The sequence below is a fragment of the Sphingomonas sp. GW821-FHT03E12 genome (assembly GCF_059420685.1).
On the sequence record NZ_JBWKUF010000001.1, the window covers coordinates 442,508 to 458,984 of the forward strand.

General features: G+C 67.3%; 20 protein-coding genes. 2 read left to right on the forward strand and 18 right to left on the reverse strand.

Translation table 11 applies throughout. The annotated features are described in order from the left end of the window. Position 1 precedes the first annotated feature (1 nt). From gp17 to AC07TU_RS02105, 18 genes are all read right to left on the reverse strand, one after another. Positions 2-409 (reverse strand): tail completion protein gp17, encoded by a 408-nt coding sequence (gene gp17 / locus AC07TU_RS02020; RefSeq protein ID WP_495186247.1) that lies wholly within the window; start codon positions 407-409, stop codon positions 2-4. Next, on the reverse strand, positions 397-582 hold the full coding sequence (locus tag AC07TU_RS02025; RefSeq protein WP_495186248.1) for a hypothetical protein: 186 nt from the start codon (positions 580-582) through the stop codon (positions 397-399). Before AC07TU_RS02025 ends, gp17 begins: the two co-directional genes overlap by 13 nt. Further along, positions 579-1,091, reverse strand: a complete 513-nt coding sequence (locus tag AC07TU_RS02030) for a head-tail connector protein (RefSeq protein ID WP_495186249.1) — start codon at positions 1,089-1,091, stop codon at positions 579-581. The genes AC07TU_RS02025 and AC07TU_RS02030 overlap by 4 nt, the downstream gene beginning before the upstream one ends. A gap of 40 nt (positions 1,092-1,131) precedes the next feature. After that, positions 1,132-1,920 (reverse strand): hypothetical protein, encoded by a 789-nt coding sequence (locus AC07TU_RS02035; RefSeq protein ID WP_495186250.1) that lies wholly within the window; start codon positions 1,918-1,920, stop codon positions 1,132-1,134. Further along, positions 1,920-2,186, reverse strand: coding sequence for a spike base protein, RCAP_Rcc01079 family (locus AC07TU_RS02040; RefSeq protein WP_495186251.1), 267 nt, complete (start codon positions 2,184-2,186; stop codon positions 1,920-1,922). The genes AC07TU_RS02035 and AC07TU_RS02040 overlap by 1 nt, the downstream gene beginning before the upstream one ends. A 127-nt stretch (positions 2,187-2,313) precedes the next feature. Further along, positions 2,314-3,369 (reverse strand): phage major capsid protein, encoded by a 1,056-nt coding sequence (locus AC07TU_RS02045; protein WP_495186252.1) that lies wholly within the window; start codon positions 3,367-3,369, stop codon positions 2,314-2,316. Positions 3,370-3,498: 129 nt separating this feature from the next. Then, positions 3,499-4,014: a GFA family protein gene (locus AC07TU_RS02050; protein WP_495186253.1), complete on the reverse strand. Its 516-nt coding sequence runs from the start codon at positions 4,012-4,014 to the stop codon at positions 3,499-3,501. Further along, a complete protein-coding gene (locus AC07TU_RS02055) occupies positions 3,995-4,606 on the reverse strand; it encodes a hypothetical protein (protein WP_495186254.1) in 612 nt (203 codons plus the stop codon). The genes AC07TU_RS02050 and AC07TU_RS02055 overlap by 20 nt, the downstream gene beginning before the upstream one ends. A 27-nt stretch (positions 4,607-4,633) precedes the next feature. Continuing rightward, on the reverse strand, positions 4,634-5,038 hold the full coding sequence (locus AC07TU_RS02060; protein ID WP_495186255.1) for an HK97 family phage prohead protease: 405 nt from the start codon (positions 5,036-5,038) through the stop codon (positions 4,634-4,636). Beyond that, the gene (locus AC07TU_RS02065) at positions 5,035-5,352 is read right to left on the reverse strand and encodes a DUF6127 family protein (RefSeq protein ID WP_066572483.1); all 318 of its coding nucleotides are present in this window, start codon (positions 5,350-5,352) and stop codon (positions 5,035-5,037) included. Before AC07TU_RS02065 ends, AC07TU_RS02060 begins: the two co-directional genes overlap by 4 nt. After that, on the reverse strand, positions 5,349-6,473 hold the full coding sequence (locus tag AC07TU_RS02070; RefSeq protein ID WP_495186256.1) for a phage portal protein: 1,125 nt from the start codon (positions 6,471-6,473) through the stop codon (positions 5,349-5,351). Before AC07TU_RS02070 ends, AC07TU_RS02065 begins: the two co-directional genes overlap by 4 nt. A gap of 63 nt (positions 6,474-6,536) precedes the next feature. Then, complete coding sequence (locus AC07TU_RS02075; RefSeq protein ID WP_495186257.1) at positions 6,537-7,205, reverse strand: spermidine synthase; 669 nt, start codon at positions 7,203-7,205, stop codon at positions 6,537-6,539. A gap of 32 nt (positions 7,206-7,237) precedes the next feature. Beyond that, the gene (locus tag AC07TU_RS02080; protein ID WP_495186258.1) at positions 7,238-7,978 is read right to left on the reverse strand and encodes an NRDE family protein; all 741 of its coding nucleotides are present in this window, start codon (positions 7,976-7,978) and stop codon (positions 7,238-7,240) included. An 85-nt stretch (positions 7,979-8,063) separates the two neighbouring features. Continuing rightward, complete coding sequence (locus AC07TU_RS02085) at positions 8,064-8,699, reverse strand: PilZ domain-containing protein (protein WP_495186259.1); 636 nt, start codon at positions 8,697-8,699, stop codon at positions 8,064-8,066. Between the two features lie 173 nt (positions 8,700-8,872). Then, on the reverse strand, positions 8,873-10,639 hold the full coding sequence (locus tag AC07TU_RS02090) for a hypothetical protein (protein WP_495186260.1): 1,767 nt from the start codon (positions 10,637-10,639) through the stop codon (positions 8,873-8,875). A gap of 107 nt (positions 10,640-10,746) precedes the next feature. After that, complete coding sequence (locus AC07TU_RS02095) at positions 10,747-12,084, reverse strand: DNA-packaging protein (protein ID WP_495186261.1); 1,338 nt, start codon at positions 12,082-12,084, stop codon at positions 10,747-10,749. Next, positions 12,077-12,586, reverse strand: coding sequence for a hypothetical protein (locus AC07TU_RS02100; protein WP_495186262.1), 510 nt, complete (start codon positions 12,584-12,586; stop codon positions 12,077-12,079). Before AC07TU_RS02100 ends, AC07TU_RS02095 begins: the two co-directional genes overlap by 8 nt. 318 nt (positions 12,587-12,904) lie before the next feature. After that, on the reverse strand, positions 12,905-13,381 hold the full coding sequence (locus AC07TU_RS02105; protein ID WP_495186263.1) for a hypothetical protein: 477 nt from the start codon (positions 13,379-13,381) through the stop codon (positions 12,905-12,907). Between the two features lie 33 nt (positions 13,382-13,414). Here AC07TU_RS02105 and AC07TU_RS02110 point away from each other — a divergent pair, with 33 nt between their 5' ends. Further along, positions 13,415-16,030 carry a type ISP restriction/modification enzyme gene (locus AC07TU_RS02110; protein ID WP_495186264.1) on the forward strand — a complete coding sequence of 872 codons (2,616 nt, stop codon included), beginning with the start codon at positions 13,415-13,417 and terminating at the stop codon, positions 16,028-16,030. Further along, positions 16,020-16,424, forward strand: a complete 405-nt coding sequence (locus tag AC07TU_RS02115) for a hypothetical protein (RefSeq protein WP_495186265.1) — start codon at positions 16,020-16,022, stop codon at positions 16,422-16,424. Before AC07TU_RS02110 ends, AC07TU_RS02115 begins: the two co-directional genes overlap by 11 nt. Positions 16,425-16,477 lie beyond the last annotated feature (53 nt).

Genomic DNA, 16,477 nt, shown 5'->3' on the forward strand with positions numbered 1-16,477 from the left:
CTCAATCCTCCTTCAACATCCGCACCCGAAATTCGCTGGTCGCGGCCCAGCCCATGCCCTCGCGCGCGATCCGTCCGCGCACGAAGACAAGGCTCGCGATCCGCCAGCCGCCACCCAGGTCGCGATTCATCCCCAGCACCGCGTTCTCGACCGCTTCGGCCAGCATGCGCAGCCGCTCCGGGCGCTCGCCGCCATCGCGGACGACGACCGCGATCCGGCCCTCGCGTCCGGCCATGTCCTTGGTGCTCCAATCGGCGAGCAGCGGTTCCTCGACCACCACATGGGGCAACGCGGCACGTAACGGCGGCGCGTCGAAAACGGCCGTTGCCGTCTCTGCAAGCAGCGCCTCGCCGTTCAGCGCCACGACGACCTCTGCCTGCACCAATGCCTGCACGCTCATCGTAGCCATCCTCCTATCCAGCGCAGCCGGGGGTCCTTGCGCAGAGCGCGACCGCTCAGCCGCACCGCGTCCGTGCCTGTCTCCACCGCCACGCCGGGAAGCGCCGCTCGCAGCCGCTCCGCCAGCCGGATCGCGGCGCGTTCCGCCGCCGCCGCGGCGCGGCGCTCGACAGCCCGGTTCATGCGAGGCGCGCCCGCCGCCAGGGCCGCCACAGCGCAGCGACGGCGGCCGGCGGCGCCACCACCACGCCGTCGCGCTGGGCAAAGAGATGCGCGATCAGCGAAACCGTACCCTGCCTCAGCGGCGCCGGCAGCGTGTCCCAATCGGCGGCGATACCGGCTTCGCAGCGGATCTCCGCCAGCGCGGCATCGCCGCCGCGCGTCACGCGCACCCGGCCTTCGCCGCGGGCATCGATATCGACGGCATGGGTATCGTCAAGCAGCCCGCCGTCCCGGGTCACCGCGCGCACCGGCGCCACGGCCAGCATGTGCCATGCACCGTCGGCGGCAATCGTCGCGCGCCATTCGCGCGTGATCCAGGCGATGCCGGTAAAGGCTTCGCCCAGGGCGATAGCCGTCGCGGCCATGGTTTCGATCATCGCATCCTCGGTATCGTTGCCGATCCGCAGATGTTGCTTGGCGGCATCCCGCGCGGCGGCGATCGCCGCCTCGGGAAAGGGCGCTGGAGTCATGGCTGGTTTCCTTCTGGTCGGTCGTGCCGGCGCGTGCGGCCTAGTCCGCGCCCAACGCGGTCAGATACGCGGCGATCGCCGAATGCAGGGCAACTTGCCGGCCGGCGTCCAGGCTGTCCCCGATCACGCAGGCGGCGACTTCGATGGGGCTGTAGGACGGGTAATAGGGGCCGAGATACCCTAGCCGGATCGTGCCGCTCACGGCCGGTTCCGACGGGCTCGACAACGCGTCGATCAGCGCCACGCCGTTGCGATAGCCCTGCACCCGCGTCGCGCTTGACCGGTTGAGCGCGAACAGCCCGCTCCCGTCCGGCACAGTCCCCGCCTCGCTTGCAACCGTGCCGATCTGGTTCATGCGACCGCCAAGGCGATCTTCACCGTCGCGCGTCTTGAGCTGGATACCACCGCCGGCCTCGAAGATGCCGCTGCCGTCACCGCCCGTATAGTCCGGCGTCAGCGACCATAGTGCGAAGCAGCAATCGTCCCGCGACGGCAGGTCCGAAGGCGCAATGCCGGTATCGAGATGTTTCAGATAAGCGGTCAGATAGCCTCGATCCGCGGTAAAGGCGGGATCGCCGGCCGGGGTCATTACGTGGCTGGCGGCGACCCAGTTCAGCCGCGCCGCCTGCGCATCATGCGCCGCCAGCAGATAGAGCGCGTGGAGCCGCGGCCAGATGTCCGCCGCCTTGAGTGCGCCGACCAATCGGCCGATCGCCGATACCCGCGCCACATCGGGTGCGGTGGTCATGCGTCCGATCAGCGCGAGCACGTCCGGATCGCCGCGGCCGCGCGCGGCCGCTTCCGGGATCGAAAGCCCCAGGCCGGGCATCAGAAGAGCGCCAGAATGTCGGCGGCGGTCGTCCCGGTCGCGCGCACATGGCTCGCCCGGAACGGCAGGATCGTACCGCTCGGCACGTTCTTCCACAGCTGGTCCGCGCTTCCCTTCACGCCCCGCATCGTCACATTTCCGCCCGATCCGACATAGATCGCCTTGGGAACGCCGGTCAGCGCGTTGCTGTCATGCGGCGTCACTGCCACGGCATGCGTCGCCGGGGCCGACACCTGGTCGCCATGATTCTGGAATTGATCGGTCATCGCTTTGCCCTCCTGGGCCGGAATGAAGGGAGGGCGGGCGGCACATATGCGCCGCCCGCCTTGTCGGGGACCCGTTCGCCGGCCCCGTCAGGTCGCGCTGAATTTGAGCAGCTTGCCACCGCATCCGTCAGGATGCGGAGAACTTCAGAACCTTGATCGCTTCGCTGTTGGTCACCGCGCCGCCGACCCGTTTGGTGGCGTAGAAGTGGACGAACGGCTTGTTGCTGTACGGATCGCGCAGGATCTGCGTTTCGCCGCGCTCGGCGATCAGATAGCCGGCCTTGAAGTTGCCGAACGCGATCGACAGCGATCCCGCGGCGATGTCGGGCATGTCCTCGGCCTCGGCCACGGGGTAGCCCAGCAGGGTCGCCGGCTGGCCCGACGCGATGCCCGGCTGCCACAGGAAGGCGCCATCGCTGGTCTTGAACTTGCGGATCCGCGCCAGCGTCGATGAGTTCATCACGAACACCGCACCCTGCCGGTAGGGCGGCCGCAGCGCCTGAACCAGGTCGATCAGCTTCTCCTCCGGGTTCGCCGCGAACGCGCCCGATGCGCCCGACGCGACATGCTGCAGCGTGCCGAACGCGCGGGCTCCGTCGCTGGTCGCCGCGGTCGCATAGGCCAGGAAGCCCTTGGGCTTGTTCGCCCCGTTGCCGCTCACGAATGCCGCGCCCTCGGCGCGGGCGAACTCGCGGGCGATCTCGTCAGCCAGCCAGGCCTCGACGTCGAACGCCGCATCGTCGAGCATCGTCTGGCTCGCCGCCGGGTTGGCGTAGAGGTCGCCCATCGGCGGCGCGATCTCGTTGAAGGTCGCGGTATTGGTTTCGTCGCGGTCGCCGGTCTCCGCCGCCCAGCCCGAGGGCGTACCGCCCGACGCGACCAGCTTGCGATACCCCGCGCTGCCCACCGTCACCACATTGGCGATGGCGCGGATCGGCGAGATGCTCGCCAGCGTCGAATCCACCAGCGCGTCGATCTCGCGCGGGATGGCATAGCCGCCCGCCGCATCACTTGCGCCCGACATCGCCTTCATCTCGAGCGCGCCGGCGCCGCTGCGCAGGAACCCTTCGAACGCCGCGCCATTCGGCGTCCGCGCACCCTCCAGCACCGGCCGCGCCATCGGCACGCCAGCACCCTCCATCGCCTCGAACGACTGTTCGAGGACGTCCGCCTTCGTCTCCATGTCTTTCTCCCATGCGAAAAACCCCTCCCGGTCAGGAAAGGGGGTCCCCTCCGCACGCGGAGGGTGGAGGCGGGACCGTCCGGTCCCGCCACATGCCTTCAGAATGTCGTCAGTGCCGCGGGTCCGGCGTCAGTCCGGCAAGCCCGCGATCTTCGGGGACCGGAACCGCATCGCCGTCCAGGTCGTGAGCAGCTTCAGCATGAAACGTCCCGAATGTCCGCGAAATCGCGCCAGCCCGTCATCGGGCAGGACGATATCGGCGGGAACGTCGCCGGTCATGACCCGCATCGTCGGTGCGGGAGCATCCGCGACCCGCGCCCGATAGACCGTAACCCAGAAACCCTTGGTGAAGTCGAGGAACATCGGCGCCCCGCAACAGGTGGCGACCATCCGCCGCGTCGGCGATTGCGGCGTCAGCCGATGCGCCTCCAGCCGTTCGACCCCGGCAGTGACGCGCACCCGGTCCTTGCGCCACAGCACGCTCGACGTTCCGCCCGTGGCATCGACGATCGGCGCGCCGCCCGATGCGGCATCGAGCGCCTCTCCCGCGGTGCGGCAGCTCGTGCAGTGGCACACACCGCTCAGCATCGGCGCGCCCTCGGCTTCCATCCGCACCGTGCCGCAATCACACGCGATCGCCGTCATCCCCGCCTCCCGTCATTTGCGCACCTGCCGGCAATCTTTTGGCCAGCCACGCTGCGATCGCATTGCCTTCCGCCTCATCCAGCCCCGGCATCGCGTTGATCGTCCGGCCGCCATAGTCGAACTGCACACTGCCCGGCGTCATCGGGAAGAAGGGCGGGTAGTTAGGCTGCATGAACCCGCCCGCATTCCATGGCCAGGAAGCCCGCGCCGTCCGCAGCCGCCGCACCTCGCGCCCGTCATAGCGCCGGGTGCGCGACAGCAACGGCATCCGCCAGCGATATTCTAGCGCACCGCCGCGCACGCCGATCTGCGACCTGCCGCCGACCTGCCAGCCAAGCCAGGACGCCGCGAATATCCAACCCGCGGCCCAGCCGGCGAGCCAAAGCGTCATGAACAGCCGTTCGCCTGCGGGCACCGGTCCGGTCAGCAGGATGCCGATCGCGGTGACACCGCCGATCGTCCACATCGTCAGCCAAACCGCGAGGAAGGGCAGCGCGAACCAGTTGCGCCGCGCGCGGGACACCACCCATTCCCCGCCCTCGTCCACTTCGATGCTGAAGCGTGCGCGCGGCAACGGCTCGAATCCCTGCATCTTCTTCCCCCGCTGATCTGGCCGAAGCTAGCACCCGCCGGTCTCTGCGCAATCCCGATGGTCTTGCACCGCATGCACGCGCGCCAGCGCCTGCATCGGCCGTGCCACCAGGCTGACCTCGCACAGTTCGACCGAATTCAGCTCGCGCAACCGCCCGTGCCGCGCGTCCCGCACCCGGTAGCCGAAGCTGAGGCCGGTCACCGCGCCCTTCGCCACCAGCCCCGCCAGCTCGGGCACATCGACCCGGCCCGTCACGCGCAGCCCCCGCGCATCTTCGCCGATCGCCTCGATCATGCCGACCGGCTCGCCGCGATGCTGCCAGAGCAGCGGTACCCGCCGCAGCCGCGTCCCGAACGCGCCCTTGCGGATCACATCCCCGCCCCGGTCGGGCGCATCGAACACCGCGGCATAGCCCGCAAAGCGCACGCTCACTTGCCCAGCCCCCAGAAGCCCAATTTCACCGCCAGCCCCAGGATCACGAGCGCAAGCAGCATCCGCACCACCCATTCCGCCACCGCCTTGACCGCCGATCGCTTGGCGTCGCGCCATGCGCCCAGCAGCTCGCGCAGCTCGCCCATATCCTTGGCCGCCTGCGGGTCGTCGAGCCCCAGCCGCGTCAGCGCGCGGCTCGCGCCCAGCTCGCCCGCCTCCTCGGCGATCGCGCGCAAGGTCGCCAGGTCCGCGCCCTCGGCTGCACCCTGCGCGATCAGCTGGGCGAGCAAGCTGCCATTCACCGGCGCGTTCATGGCTCCAGTCCCGGCTCAAGACCCAACAGGGCGCGCTTCTCTTCGGTCGTCAGGAAATCCGCCGCGCTGACGCTGCTCCACAGCCGCTCGCGATCCTCGGCCATCGCCGGCACCTTGTCGATTGCGACGCGCAGCCAGGCGTCGGGGAACCAGCCGCTCAGCCCCTGTGCCAGCTCGGTCAGGATCTTCTCGGCGAGCGGCAGGATGGTCAGCCGCCACACCGCCTTGTTGGCCTCGCGATAATTGGCGTAGCTGTTGTCGCCGGGCAGCCCGATCAGCATCGGCGGCACCCCGAACGCCAGCGCGATTTCACGCGCCGCCGCGGCCTTCAGGCCGACGAAATCCATGTCGGCCGGAGAAAGGCTCATCGCCTGCCATTTGAGGCCGCCCTCGAGCAGCATCGGCCGCCCGGCATTGGCCGCACCCGAAAAGGCCGCCTCCATATCGGCCTTCAGCCGCTCGAACTGCGCGGGCGCCAGCGCACTCCCGTCTCCCGGATCATAGACCAGCGCCCCCGACGGCCGCGCGGCGTTATCGAGCAGTGCCTTGTTCCAGCGCGTCGCCGCATTGTGGATCGCCACCGCGCCGCTCGCCGCGCCCAGGCAACCGAGCCCGTAATGATCATCGACCGGGCTGAACGCCTTGAGGTGGATCACCTGCGGCTTGCCCGCCGCGTCCTCCGCCGCGATCCGGCTCACGCTCCCGCCGACGCGATAGCGATAGGCGGCGGGCCAGCCGCCGGCATCGGTCTCCACCGACACCCGTTCGGGCCGCAGCGCGAACAGCTCCGCCACGCCGCCCGCGCCGTCGCCCAGGATCTGGACGAACGCATTGCCGTGCAGCAGCAATTGCGCCGCCAGCGCCGCAATCAGCTCCTGCCCCTGCGTCCGCGCCGCCGCCAGCGCCAGCAGCGCCGGGTCCGATGCCTCGATCGGCGCATCGGCCACGCCCTCGGCGATGATCTTTACCGCGCGCTGCGCCACGGGGTTCGCGCAATAACCCTCGCGCACCTGCGCCTCATAGCTTTGCGGCCATTCGCCGAGCATCGCTGCCCCGCCATGTGCACGCGTCAACGCCGGACGCGACGCATCGCGCCCGGACTTCCGCCCGAACCAGTTCATGAAGATATCTCCTGTGATCGCCTTACGGCGATGGACGGTGCCGGCCCGCGTCAGCGGGTCAAATCAACGCTTTCCGAACCAGATCACGTGGCGCGGCCCCTTGCCGTTCTGCCGCGCGCGCACCGCAACCTCCTCCACCTCGAACCCGACCTCGCGCATCCGCCGCGCGAACCGGGGGTCCGGCCCCGCCGACCATACCGCCAGCACCCCGCCCGGCTTCAGCGCCGCCTTCGCCGCGCGCAGCCCGTCAAACGTATAGAGCCGGTCGTTCGCCAGCCGCGTCAGCCCGTCCGGGCCATTGTCGACGTCGAGCAGGATCGCATCATATGCCCCCCGCCCCTTCGCGATCGCTGCGCCGACATCGCCCATCACCACGTCCGTCCGCGGATCGTCCAGGCACCCGGCGGCCAGCTCCGCCATCGGCCCGCGCGCCCAGTCGATGATCTTGGGCACCAGCTCGGCGACCACCGCCTTGCCGTCCGGCCCCATCAGCGCCAGCGCCTTGCGCAGCGTGAAGCCCATCCCGTATCCGCCGATCAGCAAGGTCGCCGATTTGGGTGCCGCCAGCCGCGCCAGCGTCATCTCCGCCAGCGCCTCTTCCGATCCGCTCATCCGGCTCGACATCAGCTCGTTGCGGTCGAGCACGATCATGAAGTCGTCGCCGCGCCGGAACAGCCGCAGCGGATCGCCGCCCGGCACCTCGGCCACATCGATCAGTTCGCGCGGGGTCAAAGCTCTTGTCCTGTCATCCGCGCCTCATGCCCTCACGGCCAGCGAAAGCGCAACAGCGTCTCGCCCGCGGGCGCCCCGTCGGCATGGAACCGCCGTTCCGCGATCCGCCCGCGCCCCTCGGCATCCACCGTCACCACCGTGCTGCACCGCGTCCCATAGACAGGGTTACGGATGAATACCGGCGAATGCACCGGCTCGAACAAATCCGTCTCGTCGCGCTCGGGCGTTCCGGCCGGCCGCTCGTCGGCCAGCGCCGCGAACAGCGGCTCGATATCGTCGCTCCCCGCCGCCAGCCAGCTCGCCACCCCGGCCTGCAGCCGCAGCGTCTTGGGCCATAACGTGTCGAGCAGCCCATTCGACAGCCCATGCATCCCCGCGCCCAGCGGCCGCCGCAGCGGCTGTGGCCGGTTGGTCAGGAACATCGGTCCCTCGGGCTCGACCGCGATCAGGTTGAAGGGGTTGTACGCCTCCAGATCCGCGGGCTCGTTCCCCGCCAGCATGTCCGTCACCAGCGCGCCGCGCGACTGCCTGCCCGGATCGGGCGCCTCCCCGCGGACATTGGTCACCGCTGCGAACCGCCCGTCCTCGTTCAGCCCCAGCCAGGTGCCGCCCGCCACCAGGTCGCGCCCGGCGACGACGGGGGTCGCCTTTGGGCCCGGCGCCATCCAGCGCGCCAGCGGCGCCGCGGCGCGGTCGTGCCGCTCGTCGCGATTCCCCGCCGCCACCAGCCGCCAGTCAGGATGCGCATGCCACGCCAGCGCCAGAACACACATCGGAACAGGCTAACCGCTGCTGCCGCCCCCGCAAAGCCCGGTTCGCCGTGCGCCGCGCCCTCTCCGGCGCGGCAAGCCCGGTATCTCAGTCCATCGGCGGCGGTATATCTGCCCCGGGCAAGGTGGTCGCCCATTCGGCCAGGTCCGCCAGCGCGATCGCGGTCGAGAATTCGATGCCGATCCGGTCTTCCTTCATCCAGCGGATCCGGCCCGAAACCGGCGCCAGCCGTTCGACCATCAGCTCGACGCCGGCGTCCATTTCCATCGGCAGGTCGCTCTGCACCTTCGCGCCCTTTTGCGAGAGGTCGATCAGCTCGACGACATGCCACATCACCCCGACGCGCAGCCGCGCGCGGCGGCCGACGGTCAGCCGCGGCCCGCGCGGGGTCTCTTGCAGGTCCGGCGGCTGGTTGAGGCTGAGATACGCCGCCACGTCGATCGGCGCGTCGAACGCCACGCCCGCATTCTTGTCCCTGACCCAGCAGATCTTGCCGTCGACCGGCTCGCACCCCTTGGGCTCGACCCGCACCGCGGTCCCGACCCCGAACGGCACATAGGTCTCGATCATCAGCCCGCCCGCGCCGATATTGCGGATCAGGCAAAGATGCTGCGCGCCGCCCTCGGTGACGACGCGCGCCACGCGGAACAGTGTCGTGAAGCGCTGGCCGGAGCGCTGATCGAGGATCGAATTCCATTCCGGCGCGTCCGCAGAGCCTCGCACGGGCAACCTCCCGCGAGCATCAACTACCGGTACAGGGAAGTGCTCGCCGCCCCCCAGTCCGGCCCCACCGAAAGCTGTCATGCCGCTTCAAGGCTAACGAAAACCTGTCGGATATGGTTACTATCCGCAGCATTCGGACGGGGCCGGCGCGCAATCGGCACTAAGGAATCTGCTTAGGTCCCCATCTGCCCGGAATTCTGCTGCCCGAGAACGAGTTCGTCGGCCTTCGCCTTGAGTTCGATGCAGAACGCCAGCAGCTCCTGCGGCGTCGGAGCGGCTGCATCGGCAATCGATACAGCGCCCGACGGCGAAGGCAGGGAACCGGCACCCACGGTAATCGCGATCGGGGCGACCGGAAGCGCCTGCTCGCTTTCGTAGGTCGTGTCATAGGCGGCATATCCGGTGGCGCCTCCCACCGGCTGGCACAGGACACCAGCCGAAGCGAAGTCCGCCGTGCAGTGCCGCACGACATAGTGGCTGCCCGGCAGGGTATTGTCCCATCCGCGCAGGCCCTCGATCCCGTTCCCGGTCCAGCTGCTCTTGAGGATGCTGTTTTCGACGGTCACCGAACCGCCGTCGGAGGTGATGACATACTGGCCCGAAGCGCCGATCCGCGAATTGACGATCCGGACATTATGGTTCGGGAAATTGACGCCGAGGCGGATCGCCCGGACCATATAGGCGCCGTCCGGGTCGTCGTAATCCACGAGCGGGACGACAATCCGGTTGAGCAGCAGGTCGGTGACATTGTCGAAGCGAAGGGCCGGCCGCGGGATGAGCTGTTCGGCACCCGTTAGTTCATCGCCCTCGTCCGTCACCGGAAACAGGCCGTCGATCGTGATGTTGCGCATCGGGATGTCGTTGGTGCCACGCACCAGCGCATCGGTGCCGCCAACCGTTTCCGGTACGAACATGATGTTGCGCGCATAGAAATCGGAAACGCCGATCAGTTCGATCAACGCGGCCGAGACATTGCGAAAGAACGGATCGACCACGCAGATTCCGGAGCCGCGTCCGCTGAAACTCATGCCAAATCCGGGAACGGCGGTCGCGCCGCCGATATTCTCGATCCGGGGCCGCACGAACAGATGGCGGGTATAGCCGCTCACCGTCTTGTCCTGGGCATCGTCGTGGCGATGGTTCTGGATCTCGATGCCCATGCGCGGGGACGAACGGAACTCGCAATCGACCCAGGTCCAGTGCGCTGAGAAGCTCCCGCCGACGCCATCGGTGCCCGCTTCGTGGATCAGGTGGACGGTGTTGAATGCCGCTTCGGCCTCGCCCTCGAAAATCACCCGCTCGATCAACCAGCCCGACGCGCTGAAGCCCTCGTTCGCGTAGAAGGCGTTACCCCCGTTCAGGCTCCGGACGGCCATGTCCGCAAGCGTCACCCGATCGAAGGCGCCGCCGTAAAGGCCGATCACATTATGGCCCGTCCCAACATTCTCCAGGACGGTCGCTTCCTTGCCGTCACCATGGATGCGGATGTTCGACGCGTTGACGCGAAAGCCCCAGAAACCGGACGCCCGATAGGCGCCTGCGGTGCCCAGCCCCTGGCCCGCCGGAAGGTAGAGCGAGCCGCCGCCCCGCGCCGCAAGCGCGGCAAGCGCCCGCCCCCAGGCTGCGGTGTCGTCGGTATCGGACGGATGGCGGAAATCAGGGAGCGAGAGATGCGCCTCGAGACGATGCGACACCGTCTGCCTCGCTGCATCCGCATCGGACGGCAGGTACACGATCGACCTTGCGCCCTGGCGGATCCACGCACCGCCGGAAAGCGATGTATAGTTACTTGCGATGACGTCTACGTCATCCGCCTGGCCGCTGAAATCGCCGGCCGTCCAGAAGAAGAATCCCTCAAGGCCCGGCGCGTCGAGCGCCACAGCCAGGTCGCTGGTGACCGTCGCTTTCACCGCTGCGACCGAATTGACGGCAGTTACCATAAAGCTGATCCTTTCACGCGTTACACAGATGCAGATTCATTCCGCCGCGCGCTTTCGCGCGGCGATTTCGTTCCCGGTCGATCAGGGTGGCCCGCAGCCGGGCGTGGTTATCCGAGGCGCCGCACGCCCGCCCCGCGCCGCCGTCCCAGCATCAGCTCGGTGAGCGCCCAGACCAGCGCGTCCGCGCGGTCGGGCGATCGCCCCGGCCCCTCATAGCCGCCGCCCGCCGACAGCCCGCACAGTTCGTCCTCCAGCTGCGGGAAGCGCCCGGCATGTTTGACCCGCCCGGCCTCGTACAACGCCGCCACCGGCTCGGCCCGCGCCGCCTTGCCGCGGCTGGCATGGACCAGCTTCACGGGCATCGCGATATCCGCCGCGCGCAGCACGCTGCGCACCATATCGCCGCCCTGGTTCTTCTCGGCTACCACCTTGTCCGCGCCATGCGCCGCGGCACATTGCGCAACCGCCTGCGCCCAGCCTTCGGGAGACAGTCCTGCCACGCTCGCATCCGCGAGCACATGGCCGGTGCCGGCGGCGTCCAGCGCCACCGCGACGATCCCGCACGCATCGCCCTCGGCGCTCGCCGGCGGGTCCACACCCACCACCACGCGCACCACGCCCCGGGGCTTCCGCCCGCGGCACGCCTCGATCATGCCGCGCGTCCACAATGCGCCCGCCACCTCGTCGATCAGCTCGCCGTCCAGTTCCTGCCGCCCCAGCCGCGTGCCGCCATATTCGGCCTCCATTGCTTCGACGAAGCTCGCCGGCAAATGCGGATTGTCGCGGGTGCGTCCATGCGTCTCGACCGTGCCGGGCAACGCCATCACGCGCCGCATCAGCCGGGTCGGGCGCGGCGTCGTCGTCACCAGAACGCGCGCACCTTCGCCAAGCCTCAAGCCCATCGCCAGATTGTCCCATGCCGCCTCGCCGCGCCGCCGCCATTTGCCCAGCTCGTCGCACCAGGCGAAATGATGTTCGGGGCCGCGCAGCGCCTCGGGCGCCTCGGCCGAATAGACATAGGCGGTCGCGCCCGAAGCAAAACGCAGCTCGCCCGTGGTCGGCCGCCAGTCGATCTTTTCCTCGTCGCGCGCCACTGCGATCAGCCCGCTCGCACCCTCGATCATCACCCGGCGCACTTCGTCGAAGGTCGCGCCGACCAGTGCGATGCGCGCCGCGCGATGCGTCCGCGCCATTTCGCTCACCCATTCGGATCCCGTCCGCGTCTTGCCGAACCCGCGCCCGGCGCGGATCAGCCAGACGCGCCAGTCGCCGCCCGGCGAATCCTGCCCGGCATGGCACCAGATCGCCCAGCGCTGATGCCATTCGCGCGCCTGCGGATCGCTGAGGGTGCGCACCACCCGCACCCGCTCGTCCGCGGGCAGATCCTCCACCTCTTCCCGCAGCCATGCGTCATCCACATCTGCGGCCCGCACGTGCTCAGCCATCGCCGTCCTGCCGCTTCGCCACGCGACGCTTCGCTGCGGCGAGCGCCTTGAGCAAAGCTGCATTGGTCTCCTCGCGCGTCGCGGCGCGGCGCGGGCGGCCGGTGCGGCGATTGGGCTCGCTGTTACGCGCGCTCCGATGATATTGCAGCACCTTCATCGCCCGCTCGAAATCAAAGGGTTCGGGCGTCAGGCCTTCGGCCTCGGCACGGTCCGGATCGGCTTCGATCGGCTCGCCCGCACCGCCATGCTCCAGCACCAGCGCCTCGATCCGGTCATAGCCGAGTGCGAGCGCCGCCCGGAATTGCTGGGCGAACACCGGGTCGCGCTGGCGCGTGGTGCAAACGGTGGAGCGATGCACCTGCGCATGCGCCGCCGCCTTGCCGATGTTGCAAGTCAGCGCCAGCGCATCGAGGAACTTCTGCCGCTTGGTCTTGCCGAAACTGCTGTCCTTCGCCTTGCGGCGTTTCCGTTCGCCCGAAAGGGCGATGATCGTCTCAGTCATCGCACTCGATACTCCGCAAATGCGAACGGGCCGGATGCGGCCTGTCGGCGCACCGGCCCGTTCGCTGCGAGCCGCAGCGGCTGCCGCCAGGGCGGCCGCGCCGGGCGAAGCCAGCTCGGGCCTGCCTCCGCGCGCGGCCAGCGGTCGAGGCAAAGCCTCGGCCCGTCCCGCGCCACGACTGCGCCGTGCCGCGGTCCGCCCGACTCGCAATTCTTCAGCGTTCCTGTTTTGTACCCAATCAGCGTGACGATGTCAAGCGCATTTTGCCTATTTGGTTATTTCATCTTGAAGGTATGAACCAATAACCCTTCACTTGCCTTATGCGCGCCCGCCAGCCATTCCTGTGGTTGGAGGGGCATCGCATTGAGCCAGCATCTGATTCACGAATACCGAGCTGAACTCGACCGGCTGCGCGCCGTCACTGGCAGCACGCGCGAAACCAATCTGCGCCCCGCCTTTGCCCGCCTGCTGCGCGCCTGGGGCAAAGCGGCGCTCGACCTTGTCTTTGTCGAGGAACATCAGATCCGCACGGCACAGGGCACGCTGATCAGCGTCGACGGCGCGCTTGTCCACGCGCTGCGCGTCCCCTTCGGCTATTGGGAGGCCAAGGACGCGAGCGACGATCTCGGCAAGGAGATCGAGGCCAAGTTCCGCCGCGGCTATCCGCGCGACAACATCATCTTCTCCGACGATACGACCGCCATCCTCTGGCAGGACGGCGGCGAAGTGATGCGTGCGGAGATGCAGGGCGACGACGACAGCCTGCTCCGCCTGCTCAACCGCTTCTTCGCGCATGAGCGACAGGAGATCGCCGATTTCAACAAGGCGGTGAAAAAGTTCGCCGCCGACCTGCCCGAAATCCTCACCGCGCTGCGCGAACGGATCGATGCCAAGCAGAAGGGCAGCCGCGACTTCGCCGCTGCGCTCGCCGCCTTCCTCGCTCACGCCCGCGATGCGATCAATCCGGCGGTCAGCGAGGAAGATGTGCAGGAAATGCTGATCCAGCACATCCTGACCGAGGACATCTTTGCCAAGGTCTTCAACGACCCCGATTACCACCGCAAGAACAACGTCGCCGCCGAACTCTACAAGCTCGAGGACAAGCTCTTCGGCCGGGGCGAGAAGGCCGGGCTGCTCCGCGCGCTCGATCCCTATTATGCCGGCATCGCCAGCACCGCCGCATTGATTCAGAGCCATTCGGAGAAACAGGGGTTCCTCAAGGCGCTCTACGAGGATTTCTACAAGGCCTATAACCGCAAGGCCGCCGACCGGCTCGGCGTGGTCTATACCCCAAGTGAAATCGTCCGCTTCATGATCCGCAGCGCCGACTGGCTGTGCGAGAAGCATTTCGGCAAGAACCTGATCGATCGCGGCGTCGAGATCCTCGATCCCGCCACCGGCACCGGTACCTTCATCGTCGAGCTGCTCGAACATTTCCGCGGCAACCACGAAAAGCTGCGGCACAAGTACAAGGAGGAGCTGCACGCCAACGAAGTGGCGATCCTCCCCTATTACGTCGCCAATCTGAATATCGAGGCGACCTATCAGGCGATCGCCGGCCAGTTTTCCGAGTTCGAGAATCTGTGCTTCGTCGACACGCTCGACAATGTAGCGGCGCTCGGCATCTATTCGGGCCACCAGTTCGATCTGCTCGGCGGCCTCGCCGACGAGAATATGGAGCGCGTCAAGCGGCAAAACCGGCGCAAGATCAGCGTGATCATCGGCAATCCGCCCTACAATGCTTGGCAGGAAAACTATAATCAGAACAACGCCAACCGCCCCTATTCGCGCGTCGATGAACGGATCAAGCAGACCTACGTGAAGGAGGGCACGGCACAAAACTCAAGCAGTGTGTACGACATGTACGCCCGCTTCGTGCGCTGGGCGTCGGACCGGATCGGCGACGAAGGGATCGTCGCCTATGTCATCGGGCGCAAGCCGATCGCCAAGGGTGCATATGACGGCTTCCGCAAGGTGGCAGAACGGGAGTTCAGTGACATCTGGCTGATGGATTTGGGCGGCGACGTCCGCGACAATCCCAAATTGTCGGGCACAACACACAATGTCTTCGGCATCCAGACCGGCGTAATGATCGCGCTACTGGTCAAGCGCAAGGGCAAGGGCGGCGCGGTCATCCGCTATGCACGGCGACCGGAGATGGAGACAGCGACAGACAAGCTTGCATGGCTGGGAAATGCGCGGTCGTTCGAAGGTTTGACGGTCGAAACCATCGTGCCGGACAAACGACATGACTGGATTGAGCAGGCAGGCGGGGAATGGGAGAGACTTTTACCACTTGCTGATCCAAGTAAGGGACCAAGCGATAGCGTAGGACGTACAGCATCAATCTTTCGGCTGACTTCCAACGCGATTCAGACTAAGCGAGATGATTGGCTATTTGATCGCAACGCAGATGCCCTGTCCAAGAAAGCCGATAGCTTGATTCAAGCTTATGAGGTTGCTCGAGCTGAAAAGGACAACGCCCGCTCGGTTGTAAAGTGGGATGCCGATCTTGAGCGACTTAGGAAGCGCGGCACGCCGCTCGCTTTCGATGGGGACGCAATCGAGAACGCAGAGTATCGGCCATTCGCCAAGCGCTACCTTTACCGCGACGACAGGCTGATTTCGCGAAGTTTCCGCCTCAATTGGCTTTTCCGTTCATCTTCACCAAATCTCGCCATCGCATTGAGTGATCGAGGTTTTCGCAGTGGCTTCTCAAGCTTGGCAACATCGAGACTGCCCGAACATCACTTCCTGGCCACGACAGATGCCTTTCAGGTAGTCGCCCGTTACCGCTACGCCAAGTCCGGCGAGCGTGTAGACAACATCACCGACTGGGCGCTCAACAAATTCGTCGCGCGCTACGGTAAGAAGGGCGTCAGCAAGGACGCCATCTTCCACTATGTCTATGCCGTCCTCCACGACCCGCTCTACCGCGAGAAATATGCGCTGAACCTCAAGCGCGAATTCCCGCGCATCCCCTTCTATCCCGATTTCGCGCGCTGGGCGGCGTGGGGCGAGACGCTGATGGCGATGCATATCGGCTATGAAGAGGTCGAACCCTGGCCGGTCGCGCGCACCGATATGCCCAACCCGAAGCGCGCCGCGGGGACGTATTCCAAGCCCGCCCTCAAATCGCTCCCCGAACAAGGGGTGGTGCGCGTGGATGAGGATACGCAGCTCGGCGGCATCCCCGCTGAAGCCTGGACCTACCGGCTCGGCAATCGGAGCGCGATCGACTGGGTGCTCGATCAGCACAAGGAAAAGACCCCGCGCGATCCGACGATCCGGGAGAAGTTCAACACCTATCGCTTCGCCGACTACAAGGAGAGCATGATTGCGCTGCTCGCCAAGGTGGTGCGCGTGAGCGTCGATACCGTGGCGATCACCGATGCCATGGCCGCGCTCGACCGTTCGGGCTGGGATGGCGCCGATGGCGCTTAAGCCGATCTACAGCTTCGACGGCAAGCGCTGGATTCCCATTTCGCGCGCGGCAAATCTGCTCGCCACCAACACCGCCACGGTCAAGAAGATGATGGGCGATGGACGCCTCGAATGGAGCCAGGATCCGCGCGGACTGACCCTGCTGGTCGAGGAAGCGGGCGTGCTGCGGCTGCGCGTCGAACGCGCCGTGCCAGATCGCGAAATCGCCCGCCGCGCCGACGCGCCGGTGCTCACCGCCGATCGGCGCGGCCGCTCGATGCGCGCCGTTGCATCGTCCACGCCTCCGGCGGGATCCGGACGCGGTGTGGGCGTGTTCGAACGCACCTGGGATCCCGCACACGAACCGCTGCCTGTCTCAGGCCGTGAACCGGAACCGCCGAAACCGCAGGATTAGGCCTCGACGGGCCAGGGTCCCGGTGCAGCAGTTCGCCGCGCGTTTCCTTTCAC